17 protein-coding genes and 1 pseudogene are annotated in these 14,111 nt (G+C 32.2%); 10 read left to right on the top strand and 8 right to left on the bottom strand.

All coding sequences use genetic code 11. The features are described from left to right. Positions 1–352: 352 nt before the first annotated feature. Both SJY24_RS01085 and SJY24_RS01080 read right to left on the bottom strand, forming a co-directional pair. Positions 353–577: a hypothetical protein gene (locus tag SJY24_RS01085; RefSeq protein WP_377863432.1), complete on the bottom strand. Its 225-nt coding sequence runs from the start codon at positions 575–577 to the stop codon at positions 353–355. Next, positions 574–1,674, bottom strand: a complete 1,101-nt coding sequence (locus SJY24_RS01080; RefSeq protein WP_322219097.1) for a response regulator aspartate phosphatase — start codon at positions 1,672–1,674, stop codon at positions 574–576. The genes SJY24_RS01085 and SJY24_RS01080 overlap by 4 nt, the downstream gene beginning before the upstream one ends. Before the next feature lie 346 nt (positions 1,675–2,020). Here SJY24_RS01080 and SJY24_RS01075 point away from each other — a divergent pair, with 346 nt between their 5' ends. Beyond that, positions 2,021–2,629 (top strand): hypothetical protein, encoded by a 609-nt coding sequence (locus tag SJY24_RS01075; RefSeq protein ID WP_377863431.1) that lies wholly within the window; start codon positions 2,021–2,023, stop codon positions 2,627–2,629. 18 nt (positions 2,630–2,647) lie between these two features. On the opposite strand, the gene SJY24_RS01070 is transcribed toward SJY24_RS01075, so the two are convergent. Next, a complete protein-coding gene (locus tag SJY24_RS01070) occupies positions 2,648–2,842 on the bottom strand; it encodes a hypothetical protein (RefSeq protein WP_016084083.1) in 195 nt (64 codons plus the stop codon). Between the two features lie 198 nt (positions 2,843–3,040). Next, on the bottom strand, positions 3,041–3,676 hold the full coding sequence (locus SJY24_RS01065) for a DUF3967 domain-containing protein (RefSeq protein ID WP_377863430.1): 636 nt from the start codon (positions 3,674–3,676) through the stop codon (positions 3,041–3,043). Between the two features lie 331 nt (positions 3,677–4,007). Between SJY24_RS01065 and SJY24_RS01060 the strand changes: the two genes are divergently transcribed. Together SJY24_RS01060 and SJY24_RS01055 are read left to right on the top strand one after the other, a co-directional pair. After that, positions 4,008–4,238 carry a hypothetical protein gene (locus SJY24_RS01060; RefSeq protein ID WP_377863429.1) on the top strand — a complete coding sequence of 77 codons (231 nt, stop codon included), beginning with the start codon at positions 4,008–4,010 and terminating at the stop codon, positions 4,236–4,238. A 102-nt stretch (positions 4,239–4,340) separates the two neighbouring features. Next, complete coding sequence (locus SJY24_RS01055) at positions 4,341–5,060, top strand: hypothetical protein (protein WP_377863428.1); 720 nt, start codon at positions 4,341–4,343, stop codon at positions 5,058–5,060. 57 nt (positions 5,061–5,117) lie between these two features. On the opposite strand, the gene SJY24_RS01050 is transcribed toward SJY24_RS01055, so the two are convergent. Then, positions 5,118–5,894 (bottom strand): hypothetical protein, encoded by a 777-nt coding sequence (locus tag SJY24_RS01050; protein ID WP_377863427.1) that lies wholly within the window; start codon positions 5,892–5,894, stop codon positions 5,118–5,120. Positions 5,895–6,103: 209 nt separating this feature from the next. After that, the gene (locus SJY24_RS01045; protein WP_377863426.1) at positions 6,104–6,331 is read right to left on the bottom strand and encodes a helix-turn-helix domain-containing protein; all 228 of its coding nucleotides are present in this window, start codon (positions 6,329–6,331) and stop codon (positions 6,104–6,106) included. Positions 6,332–6,512: 181 nt separating this feature from the next. On the opposite strand from SJY24_RS01045, the gene SJY24_RS01040 reads away from it, so the two are divergent. The 4 genes from SJY24_RS01040 to SJY24_RS01025 all read left to right on the top strand — a co-directional run bounded on the left by SJY24_RS01040 (position 6,513) and on the right by SJY24_RS01025 (position 9,070). Continuing rightward, a complete protein-coding gene (locus tag SJY24_RS01040) occupies positions 6,513–6,899 on the top strand; it encodes a hypothetical protein (protein ID WP_377863424.1) in 387 nt (128 codons plus the stop codon). Positions 6,900–7,043: 144 nt separating this feature from the next. Continuing rightward, positions 7,044–8,309, top strand: a complete 1,266-nt coding sequence (locus SJY24_RS01035) for a Y-family DNA polymerase (protein WP_377863423.1) — start codon at positions 7,044–7,046, stop codon at positions 8,307–8,309. Next, positions 8,306–8,647, top strand: coding sequence for a YolD-like family protein (locus SJY24_RS01030; protein WP_377863422.1), 342 nt, complete (start codon positions 8,306–8,308; stop codon positions 8,645–8,647). The genes SJY24_RS01035 and SJY24_RS01030 overlap by 4 nt, the downstream gene beginning before the upstream one ends. A 48-nt stretch (positions 8,648–8,695) precedes the next feature. Beyond that, positions 8,696–9,070, top strand: coding sequence for a hypothetical protein (locus SJY24_RS01025; RefSeq protein ID WP_377863421.1), 375 nt, complete (start codon positions 8,696–8,698; stop codon positions 9,068–9,070). A gap of 568 nt (positions 9,071–9,638) precedes the next feature. Here SJY24_RS01025 and SJY24_RS01020 read toward each other — a convergent pair. Together SJY24_RS01020 and SJY24_RS01015 are read right to left on the bottom strand one after the other, a co-directional pair. Then, positions 9,639–9,863 (bottom strand): annotated as a pseudogene (locus tag SJY24_RS01020) (helix-turn-helix domain-containing protein); the annotation flags it as partial. A gap of 115 nt (positions 9,864–9,978) precedes the next feature. Further along, positions 9,979–10,794: a YkgJ family cysteine cluster protein gene (locus SJY24_RS01015; RefSeq protein ID WP_377863420.1), complete on the bottom strand. Its 816-nt coding sequence runs from the start codon at positions 10,792–10,794 to the stop codon at positions 9,979–9,981. A gap of 352 nt (positions 10,795–11,146) precedes the next feature. On the opposite strand from SJY24_RS01015, the gene SJY24_RS01010 reads away from it, so the two are divergent. The 3 genes from SJY24_RS01010 to SJY24_RS01000 all read left to right on the top strand — a co-directional run bounded on the left by SJY24_RS01010 (position 11,147) and on the right by SJY24_RS01000 (position 13,959). After that, complete coding sequence (locus SJY24_RS01010; protein ID WP_377863419.1) at positions 11,147–11,803, top strand: recombinase family protein; 657 nt, start codon at positions 11,147–11,149, stop codon at positions 11,801–11,803. A 519-nt stretch (positions 11,804–12,322) separates the two neighbouring features. Beyond that, complete coding sequence (locus SJY24_RS01005; RefSeq protein ID WP_377863418.1) at positions 12,323–13,303, top strand: tyrosine-type recombinase/integrase; 981 nt, start codon at positions 12,323–12,325, stop codon at positions 13,301–13,303. Between the two features lie 275 nt (positions 13,304–13,578). After that, positions 13,579–13,959 carry a hypothetical protein gene (locus SJY24_RS01000; RefSeq protein ID WP_377863417.1) on the top strand — a complete coding sequence of 127 codons (381 nt, stop codon included), beginning with the start codon at positions 13,579–13,581 and terminating at the stop codon, positions 13,957–13,959. Positions 13,960–14,111: the final 152 nt, after the last annotated feature.

Raw genomic sequence — 14,111 nt, 5'->3', positions numbered from 1 at the left:
TTAATTGAATTATCTATATATTTAACTTTAAAGGGCACAAGAAAAGAAATTCCCTTTCTCCACAAGCATTCTAGCACCTTTTCTCATTATATATGTTTTATCTAAACAATAAACCCCTAATTACTTTACCATTAAAAAAGTAGCACTCTAGAGATTATTGTGTCAATCACTAAAATTTCATTCTTAATAAGGTACGTGAAATTATATTATAACCCAAGTAAAAAAATCAAATGATTACCTCTGAAATTTTAGAATCCCTATACATTTTTTACAAATATTGTTATAATAAAATAAACCAAAGCATTACCCCATTAACAAAGAGAGGACGTATATATTACGTCCTCTCTTTGTTTTATATTTGCTCACCATGATCCATATAGCTGTATTCATAAGCTGGTGCAGGTGGTCGTCCGTGATCAAGGGTAACCAATCCAGTGTTTCCATCGGCAGAAATAAAATCAGGTCTTTGAGGGGCAGGCGGTCTACCATGATCTGCTTGCGATGTATAAGATTCTGTTAAACTTCCAATAGTCAAAACAGCTGCAAAGCTAATAAATCCCATAACTATTTTTTTCATTTTAATGCACTTCCTTTCTGAAGTAATTGCTTAGCATCATGAGATATATTAAAGTATTTGCTAGCTTTCTCATGATTACCTTCTTGATAAAGTTTTTTAGCTAAAACTCCAGAATATTCTTCAATAAATCCAAATAATTTTTGAGATTCAAAATAATTAAGCCCATCCGTAATAGCTGCTTCCAAACTTTGTGTGCAATTTTCATCGTACTGCGCTTGAAGTATTCGTAAGTGATGTGTATATTCGACATCTGCTAATTCAAAACCTTGTAGCAGAAATTCATTTGCTTTCTCAACTTCATTTACTTTAAAATATTCTCGAGCTAATAAGAATACCGTTTTATGATAAGGTTTCTCGGATTGATAAACATCCATCAAATGTCGGATCGCAGTTGTGGATATACCTTGTTTTGCGTAAAGAAACCCTAAGTTATATTGAATCAAGGTAATCAATCGAGTACAATCATATTTTTTCGCCATATCTAAACATTTAATAAATAGCTCTTCTCCTTGTTCAAATTGGCTTAAAGTAACACTTGCCAATCCTAAAATTGTGTCGCATTCAATTTGATGTATTACATAATCTTCATGCTTTTTGTATATATCTTTTGCATTCATTACATGTTTGATAGTTAATAAAGGCTGTTGAAGATGATAATATAGTTCACCAAGTTTATAATTAAATTCGGCTTTTTCGATATCGTTAGGAATATACTCTAAAAGTCGTTCAGCCTTTTCGAATTGTTCCATCGCTTCCACATAATTAGCAATCATAGTATTATGTACAGCTTTATAAAAATGATAGTAGTATTTTAGATAATCATCTATAGCCTTTGTTGTAAGTTTTTCAACCGCATCAAAATCACTATGGGATACATAGGATTTATTTATTAGCACCTTATAACTATAATCCAATAAAGAATAGTACAATAATAGATTTTGATCTTGTAAATCATGATTTTGTTCCACCATTAAGATACTAATCTCTTCATCTACTTCATTCTTCAATTTAGTCGCCTTTGTAATTTGCTTAGATAGAATACTTTTATACCATTCATTTAATAGTCTTGTAGATTTCTCGTTATTCAGAACAATCATAATGTAGCCCCCTTTATCTATTTTACATTTATAAATAATCATATCAGAATTGAAATGTAATAAGTTGTAAAAAAGGATTTTATACAGTATTTTTAGAATATTCAATAAACATTTTATCAATTGACAAGAAAAATGATATGAATCGTTAGATTGTGAATATAAAATTAGTTAAATAAAACTTGTTGTAATCCTAGTAAGGGCATGGAGTGAAGGTGTTTGTCGAATTATTTATAAAATATTTATATCTGAATATTATTTATTTTTAGAACATTATAAGATAGTATCGAGATGTGCTAGAAAATACCGGTAATTTAGCATAATTTTTGAAAAGAATGGGGATGTTGTTATGAATTATAAAAACTTATTAAAGAAAAAAACAATTCCAATGTTACTAGTTGGAGGAATGTTAGCTAGTACTGGATGGGGTGTGGGTAATGTATATGCAGACTCACCTAAAGCGCCTGAAACTACTAATTCATCTACAAACTTTGCTGGTGTAACATCACCTTTGGATAGTTATAATGCAGACTTTGAAGTGTTATACAGCGAAACAGTGAAATTTGATGAAAATGAAAAAGTTATTAATAGAGAGATTTCAGGCACTGAAACTCGTACAAGTAATGCACAGGGAGTAATTATAGCTGATGGTAGTTTCAACTGGAAACATGCTAGTAGTAAGGATTCAAGTAATAGAATTAATAAAGATAGTTATAACGTAGGACTTATGCTAGTAAATGGATTATCTGTTTATATTCCTTGGAAACCAGTACAGGCTACGGCACAAGTAGTTGCAAGCGGATTAATGTATTTTAATCAACCTTCTATAACGTATTACCATACTGAAGCATATAGAGATATTGATGCAGTTAACCATTATGTAAAAACAGTAACGGATACAATTAAAAACGGTAAGAAAGTATACACAGATACAAAAGTTATGCGATATACAAAATAAAAAGAAAACCGAACTAGACTAATTATCTAGTTCGGTTTTCTTTTTATATAAACGATTTATTAAACCAATTATCCAGGAATTGATAATAACTATTGTAAAAATTACAAACAAAGCTACAATATTTTCATTAGACGCTATGTATGGTATAAATGTACTTCTCACCACAAAAAATATAATTAAAGCAAATACAATTGCCCAAATAAATTTCAGCATAAACTCACCCCCCTCTTTACAAATAAATACAAAAGTGGTATTAACATATAACTATTCTGTTTTGAAAATAAGATTCCTTTTATTATTTAACAAGAATTAAAAAAGAAATGACTATATTAATACCCCTTGTATGTCTGCTTTGAACTGATGAAACCTTATCTATTCAGCAAAAATGAGTACACCCATTAATGAATGTACTCATTTCCAAAACTTCCACCAGGATTTTCTTTTTGCTGCCGCTATTTCTTCCTGGGCTGATACAATAGTACGTTTCGCTTCTTGAATCTCTCTGACCATCCTCATAAGATTATCATCCCTTAGCTCTAACCTCTTTTCTATCCTTTCTTCATGTTCCTTCCGATCTTTCATATCTTCCATTATTAATTTATTTCTTTCTTTAATATCTTCTTCGATTAATTTGTTATTTCTATCTATACGATCACCCATTCTCTTTTCCATTTCTAATAGGTTTGCTTGCTGTACCTTATTAATTTCTTCTATCATAGCGCTATATTGTTGTTGGAATTGATACTGCATTTGATAAGGAACTGGATCTGACCCCTGGGGCTCCTCTTGCTTATTATAGATTCCAAACTGCTTCGCAATCATTTTCGCAGCCTTTTCTAAAGTCATACCATCTTGCTTACTCAACTCTACTAACTGTTCAATAAGTACAACATCAAACTCAGTATATTCCCTTCTCCCTCTACTATTCTTTCTTACATCATATCCTTCTCGCTCAAGAACATCCGAATACTTTCTAAGAGTACTGCTACTTACCCCTAAACGACTATAGACCTCATTGCTGGTATATACTATCTCTGCTTCTGACATAGCGCTATGCCACCTCCTATAAGGAAAATTCCATATTAAAGGAATAATCCCTTTTAGAATCCATCGACGAAACTCGCACGGTCTTTGCTGTATTTTGTCAGAATAATAGATAGTAGTACATATATGTTACCTTTATAAGAAACATATAAAGACGAATCGTATAAAATACCTGAAATTTAATATTGTTATACTTTTATATTTTTCAAGTGAATTCAAACCCCCATAACCTAACTCCTGATTTACACGTATACTTTATTAAAACCTGTTAATACTGAATAGTGACAAAACGAAAAAACATTTATACTTCAATCGTATGAAGGAGGATATTAAAATGAAAAAAATACTGAAATACTCTAATGAATTTGAAAATCTATTAAAACAGGTCTACTCTTCTGAAAATACACACATCAACTATGCACCTCATTCTTTCCTAGGTGCTATTCAAGTATTGATTGCCGATTACGAAATGAATAACAAAAAGAATGTACCTATAAAAGAATTAATTCAATGCCTAGAATCATCTGTAAAGCATTCTAATCAAATTATAAACAAACACGGATAACTCCTATAAATACTTCAGCATTCCCCTTATAATATAAATATCAATTAATAAAATCACTAACATTATGGTATGTGAAATTATATATGAAAACGGAGGTTTCTCATGGATATATCTATACAAATAAACAAAACTCAAGATCCTTATACTGAAGCTATTAAAACTATTTCTTCTACTTTTAAAAAAGAATGGCTTACAAGTTATGATTATAAAAAAGAAAAACCTCTTCATTATCAAAGTCAAAAAGCACCTGGGCAATTATTTACCCAAAAAACTATAAAACCGATTCTATACCTTACGAGACTAACTCATTCCGCTTTATACGAAGATCATAACCTAGTATCCTCTTTTCTAAAAAAAGATGATGTAGCTTGGAAAGAGACCTTGAAATACAATGAAAAAGGTGGTTTGTGCATCTACGCAAGCGTTTTACTTTATTATTTATTACTAAAAACAAATGAAGTATCGAAAAACAAATTATCTTTTATGCAAGGGTTTTATCACCACGAATTTCATGAGAAACATCTCTTTAAAAACATGTATCAAAACGGTGCATTCGGACTGCATTCTTACATTCTATTTGACGGATACCTAATTGACACTACTATTCACCAAATCGCATTTAATTTTTATCCTGGTGAACATAAAGAGTTTAGTTTCATAGGCGAAACTACCGCTGGTATCAACTTATACGGATTTAAAGAGACAAATAAAATCATTCATAAATACGCTAAAAAAATCGCTAGGGAATCCAATATGACAACTGAAGAATGGATTGAATACCATCAATCAAGAATGAATGAATACCTCTTAACTCGAATTTAATTTTTAAACAACCAAAAAGGACTCCTTCATTCAGAGTCCTTTTCTATCTCAAGGCATTTAGAAATTTGATTCATATCCATTTCCCTCTATCAAAAAACTTTCAACATTTGATAACATTTCATTTTTATCCACTAATAATGGCAATGAAAATATAGCTGTACTTTCTAAATCTTCTATTCTATATCGAATTAGTGATTGTATTTTTATTTTCGGGATACCTTGTTGCTTCAAATAGCGATACACCATTACTTTATATCGGAATTTCATATTTAGTTCTTCTATGCCATCTAAAAAATCCTTTAAACTATATAACTTTACAGGTAATTCATTAAGCGCAAAATCTTTAACAACTTTATTCATTAATTCCGTCTCCGAATATAGAGCATTTACCTGCTGTAGCGCTATAGTTTCATACATTTTTGAAGTAGTAGTTTTTTTCTCTTGATTTTTGGCTATTTCACCTAACTTCTCCTTGGCTGCGGTGCTTAATTCATTTAAATAATATCTGTCCCTATCACCCAGCAACACTGATTCTCTTAATACAAATTGTTGAAAACCTATGCGTGAAAATAACTTACGTTTCGTGAACAATTCTATATATTTACTTTCATCTCCGTGTGTAGACAACGCCTTATTTGCTACGGAGTTGATGTATACATGATGGACGTATGGCGCTATGTTCTTTTGGACATAATCATAACTACAGCTAAGATAATCAGCCATTTCATCAATTGTCATATTAAAATCATCTTCTATCAACCCTAAGTATAAAGATGCTATTGACTCTAAAGTTTGTCCCTTACCAGCTATTTTAACTAGAAATTCACTCTCCACTTACTTCCCCCTCCCAATAACACTCATATAGATTAGCATAGCACATCATTTTCATTATATGTTACGTATAAAGGTAACATATAATGAAAATATATAATTCCGATCTTGGCCAGTAGGAATTAAAATCTCTTATCGTGATTTCAAGCATATATTTTCACGGCATCCTGTTTTACGATTCAACTTTTCAACATATACATCAAAAAAATTGGTCAACTTTTTCCTGGATACAATACTTCCATAGCTTCAACAGTAAATATCCATTCCCCTCTCTTTTTCCCTTCAGGTTTATAATATTTCGCTTTACCTTCTTTAATTAATCCATTTAACAAGTCACTATCTTTTAATCTGCTTAATTTCATATGTAAACTATCCAGTGTAACTCCCCAACGATCACAGGCTTCTCTTGGTGTCATAATTTCATCTAAAGTAAATAGCATGATTTCCACCTCTTCAATTGTTATTTATAAGTAACTTCACTTCTTATTTTACGTTATTTATAACTAACAAACAATCCTTCACATTGAATTTCATAAAATCGTAAAGAGGGATATGTTGTAACTTGTCGAAAATACAAATTATAATTAAGTCGATTTACTTCTATTATAAGGAGATGAAGAAATGTATTTTTCGAATGAAGAACACTCACGTAATTATCAAAAGTTATTAGATATGAAAGGAATCAGCAAAAATGGTCAAAGTCCTGACTATGAGACAGTTCTATATATAACTGCGTACCCTGAAATTTACAAATGTTTCGATTGGAATATATACAGAACGGAATTTTCTCCTTTAGCTGGATTGATTTTTCATGAAGATAATATACAAGGCGTAAACCCTGGAGCATTAACTGGATCTACACTACCACTCGTTAAGGCTGGTCAATCCCTTTTTAACGGATACAAAATAGATTTATCCGATTTACCCCTATATAACGATGAGATATTCGAACTTTTTTTCCAAGCTTGCAAATTAAGATGGCGTAAGACCATAGAATATACAAAATAAAATATCAATAAAAGAACCCTTCAGATTGATAAGGGTTCTTTTTAATTTCTGTATGTGATTTTTTAATTAAACTCTCTTTATAAAAGAACTTAAGTTCGTGTATAATAAGAACAAACGTTCTTTTATATTTAAGGAGGAATTACAGTGTATGACTATTCAATCCTGCCGAATAGGATTATCTTATGTGTTGATCTTCGAAGTTTTTATGCTTCTGTTAGTTGTATCAAAATGGGATTAGATCCTATGCATACAAAATTAGCTGTAGTCGGTGATGTAAACAGAAATGGTTCAATTGTTCTAGCTGCAACACCACCCTTAAAAGCCCTGGGCGTAAAGAAGATGGCAAGGCTCTACGAGATTCCTCGAAGAAAAGATATTCTTGTTGTGAATCCGATTATGAGTACTTACATAAAATGCTCTAATTACATAACAAAGTTAGCTTTACAATACGTACCCATCGAGGATTTCCACCAATATTCCGTCGATGAATTTTTTATGGATATTACCGATAGCATCCATTTATTCGCCCAAGATCCACGCGAATTCGCCATGAAATTCAAGCGTGAAATATACGATCATACACGAATTGAATGTACCATCGGAATTGCTCCTAACCCACTCATGAGTAAGGTTGCTTTAGACATTGATGCTAAGAAGAACAAAGACGGGATTGCATTTTGGAAATACGAGGATGTAACTACCAAGCTATGGAGCATACGGCCCCTCAATAAATTTTGGGGGATTTCCTACAAAACAGAAGAAAAATTGAATCGAAAGGGAATACATTCTATCGGGGATTTAGCCAACTACCCCCTTAAATACTTAAAACAGAGCTTCGGTAAGATTGGAGAGGAATTGCACTTACATAGCAACGGCATTGACTTCAGCCGTATTTCGGAGAAATACATTCCTGCTACAACTTCAATCGGAAAAAGCCAAATTTTAATGCGTGACTATACAATAGAAGAATTCCCCATTGTTCTACTAGAACATATTGAAGAGGTCTGTTATCGACTTAGAAGACAAAACAAACTTACTCAAACCGTTCATTTTTCTGTTGGTTATAGCAAGAGTTATAACGGCGGCATTAGAAAAACACATACTTTAAGTCGTCCGACTAACTTAACAATGGATATTTATAAGATTTGTACATACTTTTTACATCAACAATATACTGGAGAACCCATCCGCAGCATAAACATATCCTTAACAAACCTACTTCAAGAAGGGGAAGAACAAATTTCTCTTTTTGATAATGTCACGAAACGAGAACAAGAAGTGAAGTTAACAAAAGTAATGGATGAAATACGCACAAGGTTTGGGAAGAACAGTATTTTACGTGGAATTTCCTACACGCATAGCGCTACAGCTAGATACCGAAACACACTAATAGGGGGCCATAAATCATGAACAACGCTAATATGCCAAAAGGAAGAGGAATGGTGAAATTCACGCCGTTCGCAGCATTAACAGCACAATTTGACGGCATACGTGAAATCATTAAGGAGAAAAACAAAGTAACTCGGCCGATCTTAACAGATGAAGAAAAAGAATTGATCGAGAACATGTTGTTATGTTCCTTATTATCTGAAGAAGAAATATTAATTTCATATTATGAAGATGGTTATTTACTTTCTAGCTATATGACTGTTGTTGATATTGACCAACAAAATAGTGCTGTCATATGTACTGATGCTTTTTATAACAAGATGAAACTGCAATTTTATAATATAATAGATGTAAAATAGAATAAATTTACGTAATCACGTTTAAAACATTATAAAGGAGTGTAAAAAATGCAAGAGGCTCAAATAAGAAGGAATGCAGCAGGAGCAATTATTCATAATGATATAAATAACTATCCCTATTTAAATATACCTATGATTATTAATGAAAAAGATGGAATGATTTATGAAGTTTTAAGCGCTGGTTTCCACACTAACGATGCAGTAGGAATGATAACAACGGACGGCTTTGCTACAACCAGGGTAAATGCACCGATCGTAACAGTAAAAAACAATGATGATAGTATTCAAGCATATCGCTTACCTTTAGAACTAGAACATTGGGTACTTTCTTGTATGCGTGCTGCTTCAGTAGAAAAAAACCCGTTTCCCTGTAAAGTTTCTTTTGGAATTATAGACACAAAATTTTATGTGGAATTCAAATAAAAAAAGGCTGCTTATTCAGCAGACCTCCCATCAATGATAGCTTTATATTTTCTTGCTTGTTCCAATGTCCAAACAGGCGTAGAAGCGAGGACTTGGATTGGTTCGGGTAGTAATGGTCTTACTTTTTTCCCACCTCGTTGTCGAGAATACTTTGTACTTAAACGTGCTTTATCCCAGCCCAGTATCTCAGCAAATTCTTTTAAACCAACGAGAGTGGGAATTACTCCCCCAGTTCATCGCTCCATATTTGATAAAAGCCGCCACTAACCGTTTCAAGCACATCATCATCTTCTTGCGGGGATACTCCATACCAATATGCAGTTGTGATAACTTCACCATCTAAAGTTTCGATTGTGATTTTTTCTTGCGTGTAGGCAATACCTTCTTCAGCAACTTTTTTCGCTTCGCTTAAACCATTCACTTCAACTTCTTCTGTAACACCGGTATGATAATTTACAATATATTTTTCCATTGATAATAACCCCCTTAAAAGTGATAACTTTGTTATCTTTATTATAACAAAAACGATAACTTTGTAAACACTTTTGCATGAAGTTATTTTACTATTTATTTTTTTTGGAAAGAGCAAACCCATAGATTCTACTGTTAAAATCCATTCCCCACGTTGTTTCCCTTCAGGCTTGTAGTATTTAATTTTTCCACTTTTAATTAATTCGTCTACTAATTTATTATCTTTACTTCTCTTCAATTTCATCCGCAGCGCATCTTGTGTTATGCCCCAACGATCACATGCTTCCCTCGGTGTCATAATTTCATTCAACATAAATAACATTCCCATCACCCCTAGTTACTTATAAATAACACACAATTTAATTATACGTTACTTATAAGTAACGAGCGAACAAAATAAAGAACCCTTCTAGAAAAGAGTTCTTTTTTAGTGATTTTTAAGGCATTAATTCTACTATTGTAATAGTCCCTTCTTTCTTATGATAAAAAGAAGGGACTAGTGAAGAATATACAGGTCTACCCTTCTTTAAATTTTTATCATGATATATTTTAAACCAATATACAATCGGATAACTTCTTGGTTCTATTTCCTGCCCTGAAAATTTCGTTTTTAACATATCGCTTATTCTCGAATCAGAAGGGTCAATCTCGGGTGTTTGCAACGCATTGACATGTACACTAGGAATATGTTCACAAACCGAGGATTCATCTTTACTAGCAAGTATAACCGTTAACGGATCATGTGTAGTCCCGAAAAGTCTACAAATCATCGGTCTTTTGTTATATACTCCACAACTCCCCTCATTAACATCTAATAATGGACAAGGGAATGGAAACCTCTCTACTTTCGAATAAAAACCAACATCTTGATGATGTGCATTCCGTTGAAAAGTTACATCTTCTTCTAATCTCTTATATAACTCTGGGCTATTTGTTCTTAATACCCTTAAATCATCTAATGATTTTTCAAATACCTTTTCAGCAAATTCCAAGCTAGTATTACGCAATTCTTCCAATAGTAACTCAAATTCTAACATAGTTATAGGAAACACATCATAACAACAGTTATAACAACCTTTCCCACACGGATGATTCTTAAATTCCTCATGATTGTCCCTGTATTCTGAAATGATATCATCCACCTTTGAATATCTTTTGTATAATTTAGCCATATAACTATCTTGCTCTACATTTGAATGGCATTTCTTTTGCTTTTTACCACTCCCACAAAAACATTCATCATTTCTACCCAATTTATACCCCCCATTTTCTTGACTCTATTTTCAAATGAAACCAACCATATATATTATACACCCGTTTCCAAATTAAGGTATATTACTTGAGATCAACTTTATATATCGTCACGCTATTTTTTTGTAATTTCTATAAATTCAACAAAGCGATAAAACGGAATTTTTCAGCGTACCAAAAGGTACACCTTTTGGGAATGTGAAAAACCATTGAAGAACACACACCAAAAGGTGCAAGAAACACTTTTGGGACACTTCAAAACTAAGATGTACCTTTTGGTGTGTTTTTGTTATAATTTAAGTTAACTAGATTGAATAATATCAAGATTCTTACTTTGAAAGAGGTTGTTATTTTGTGAACACAAAAAAATTAGGCTATGTTCGTGTTTCCAGTAAAGATCAAAACGAAGAACGCCAAATTGTAAATATGAGAAAAAACGGAATTGGCGAGCGAGATATTTTCATTGATAAAAAAACAGGCAGTAATATGGATAGAGAAAATTATCAAGCAATGAAAAGATACGCCCGATCAGGCGATACAATTGTTTTCGACTCTTTAACAAGACTTGGAAGAACTATGAATGATATTTTAGAAGAATTTAAGTATTACGAAGAACAAAAGATAAATTTAGAATTCTTAAAAGAACCATTTATAAATGTCACTTATAACGGTAATGCCACAAATGATGTCATTCAAAGCGCTATCCAAAAGGCAACCGCAACCATTCTCTCCGCATTTGCTGAAAAAGAACGTCAGGACATTAGGCAACGTCAAGCAGAAGGGATTGCATTAGCTAAGTCACATGGAAAACACTTAGGAAGACCTCGAATTCAAATTACTCAGGAATTTATCGATGCTTATAACCAATGGAAAGAAGGAAAAATCACAGCTACAGCTGCTATGAGAAGGAGTAATATAACTAGTAGTACTACATTCTATAGAGTAGTTAAAAGATATGAGAGGGAAATAAAAGATTATACAAAAAATATAAATAGTAATCTTCGAAAGTGAGGATACTAAACCTATACTTTATACAGGAAGCGGGATTTCCAATTAGATTTTTAGCAGCTATTTTTTTTGGATCTATTTCTATTAATAAGCACCATAACAGCTATCAGACACTAAATAAGAAAGGAATGAAACTCATGAAATATTCGCTTCGAAAATTATTGGGGTTTTTCACAATACCACTCGCAATAGCTATTCCCTTTACATTTTTTACCCTTAGCACCGTAATTTTATTTAACCTTGAGCCGACAAGAATTTTGGGTGACTTCTACTTCAATTTACACGAATCTAGAGTCATATCTGTATGGAATTTGATAAAAGCTTCAACAATAAAAATTTTACTTCCTAGCTATCTATATTTCCTTGTAACGTGGACACTTATCTACATTATCTGGAAGTGGATTAAAAAATCTCTATTAAACATAATAAAAGATAGTCAATATTAATTAACAAACAGTGTGAAACAACTTAAATTCACGCTGTTTTTCTGTTATAAATGAAAAGTAGAGAGGGTTGATATTCATGCAAATGATCCATGATACAACACAAGGATTCTCCTTTTATTTATTAAGTAAGGGAAGAAAACCTTCAACAATTAAACGCTATATGTATGATGTAGAAAGCTTTATTCAATGGCTGCACCTATCAAAAAGGTTTAACGAGAATGATATTTGGGAATCATTACACAAAAAAGATTTCGAAGCATTTTTTACTTATTTAATAGATGATCGTAAGTACTCTGACAAAACTATACACCGCATATATATTGTGTTAAATAGATTGTACGAATACTTAGATTTACCAAGCCCCATTGAAGGAGTTATTCAAATAGAACCACCTGATCGGGCATTACGTAAGGAAGATTTCGTTTCTTTCCTGGAAGAAAAACGCTTAAAAGAAGTCATTTCTTCTCTAGAAGGCCTTACAGAAAAACAACAAACAACACGCCCAATGATCTTAGGGCGAAACGTTTCTATTGTTACATTACTCCTGGACTATGGATTATCTTTAAAAGAACTTGTTTCTTTGCGAATGCTACATGTTCATTTCGAAAATAACACTTTATCAATTCCTGAAGACTCAAAAGTAAATAGAATCATTCCTTTGAAGGAAGAAGATAAATTACACTTATACAATTACTATAAAACTATCCCTGAACCTGTACGTCCTAAATATCACAGCAACGATCCACTATTTGTGGCATTTGATTTTACCCGTGGGACATATCATTGGAGCTACGATGATGATGCACCAAAATTTCTAACTGAAATCTCAATACAAAAAATGATTCGTTTGGAGGTAAAAAGAGCTAATCTCAGAAAAGGGATTGCTGCGCAGCATTTCCGAAATACTTATATTTTAAAGCAGATCCAGGAGAAAAATAGCCCTGAGAAAATTATGCAACGGGCAGGTTTTAAATCTAAATTATCATTAAAAAGATATTATGATTACTATAAACGAACAGAGTCAATTTCAGACTCACACTCTCCCCTTAATATATAATTTTTACACATCTACAGAAACCAAATAAATATAATAAAAACAGAGGTTAAATAATGACAAAAAACGAAGAATCACATTATATCCATCAATACACTTTACGGGATAGGTCTACTAAATCTATCAAAATTGAATCCTGGCGCTCACTAAAAGATGAGATGCGAGAACTGGATATAAAACATAGTGACATCTTCCAAATTCAAATGATTAAAATAGACCCAAATAAAAAGTAACATAGCGCTATGCAAAACTAAATACTTTAAAGGAGATCATCAATAATGAACCCATTAAAAAATAAGCAAATAACATATTGGCTAGTGAATTTAGGTAATATGTATTACGCTGGCGGCTTATTAAGAAAAAATGAAGATGAGTGCAATTTCAGTTATGAATTTGTTAACGATAAAACATATTCCTTCCCTTTCTTAGAGAAACATGGCGCTATGAGGATAGCTGAAAAATGTGGTGGAATTGCTGTAGATCACACTGCTACCGATGAGGAATTAACTATTTTAGAAGATAAAAACGAAAGATATATAAATAGCGAATCCACAGCTCGATTAGAGCAAGAATTAAATGCCAGGAAAGAAATGAAAAAAGCTGAAGATATACAGACGCTGGAATATGAACTCCAACAATTAAATCATCCTAAAAATTAACTTCTATAACATATAAAAAATAAGAATATAGCGCTATGTTTTCATTTTAACGAAAAGAATTGTGTTATAATATTTATAGAACATATGAATAGGATAACAACTACCTGCTTTTGGCAAGTAGCAATTTTATTCACTAAAAAGATCACCTGTTT

It is taken from the genome of Bacillus sp. R86525 (assembly GCF_042466195.1).
GTDB lineage: Bacteria > Bacillota > Bacilli > Bacillales > Bacillaceae_G > Bacillus_A > Bacillus_A nitratireducens.
This window is presented reverse-complemented; position numbering and strand designations above follow the sequence as displayed.

Excerpts from the sequence above, each read along its gene's own strand:
- SJY24_RS01045 (WP_377863426.1), bottom strand. The coding sequence starts at position 6,331 with ATGCTATTTACTTTAGATGAAATTATGACACCAAGAGAAGCCTGTGAT.
- SJY24_RS01000 (WP_377863417.1), top strand. The coding sequence starts at position 13,579 with ATGAACCCATTAAAAAATAAGCAAATAACATATTGGCTAGTGAATTTA.
- SJY24_RS01065 (WP_377863430.1), bottom strand. The coding sequence starts at position 3,676 with ATGTCAGAAGCAGAGATAGTATATACCAGCAATGAGGTCTATAGTCGT.
- SJY24_RS01025 (WP_377863421.1), top strand. The coding sequence starts at position 8,696 with ATGCAAGAGGCTCAAATAAGAAGGAATGCAGCAGGAGCAATTATTCAT.
- SJY24_RS01030 (WP_377863422.1), top strand. The coding sequence starts at position 8,306 with ATGAACAACGCTAATATGCCAAAAGGAAGAGGAATGGTGAAATTCACG.
- SJY24_RS01070 (WP_016084083.1), bottom strand. The coding sequence starts at position 2,842 with ATGCTGAAATTTATTTGGGCAATTGTATTTGCTTTAATTATATTTTTT.
- SJY24_RS01040 (WP_377863424.1), top strand. The coding sequence starts at position 6,513 with ATGTATTTTTCGAATGAAGAACACTCACGTAATTATCAAAAGTTATTA.
- SJY24_RS01085 (WP_377863432.1), bottom strand. The coding sequence starts at position 577 with ATGAAAAAAATAGTTATGGGATTTATTAGCTTTGCAGCTGTTTTGACT.
- SJY24_RS01080 (WP_322219097.1), bottom strand. The coding sequence starts at position 1,674 with ATGATTGTTCTGAATAACGAGAAATCTACAAGACTATTAAATGAATGG.
- SJY24_RS01005 (WP_377863418.1), top strand. The coding sequence starts at position 12,323 with ATGCAAATGATCCATGATACAACACAAGGATTCTCCTTTTATTTATTA.
- SJY24_RS01075 (WP_377863431.1), top strand. The coding sequence starts at position 2,021 with ATGAATTATAAAAACTTATTAAAGAAAAAAACAATTCCAATGTTACTA.
- SJY24_RS01055 (WP_377863428.1), top strand. The coding sequence starts at position 4,341 with ATGGATATATCTATACAAATAAACAAAACTCAAGATCCTTATACTGAA.
- SJY24_RS01060 (WP_377863429.1), top strand. The coding sequence starts at position 4,008 with ATGAAAAAAATACTGAAATACTCTAATGAATTTGAAAATCTATTAAAA.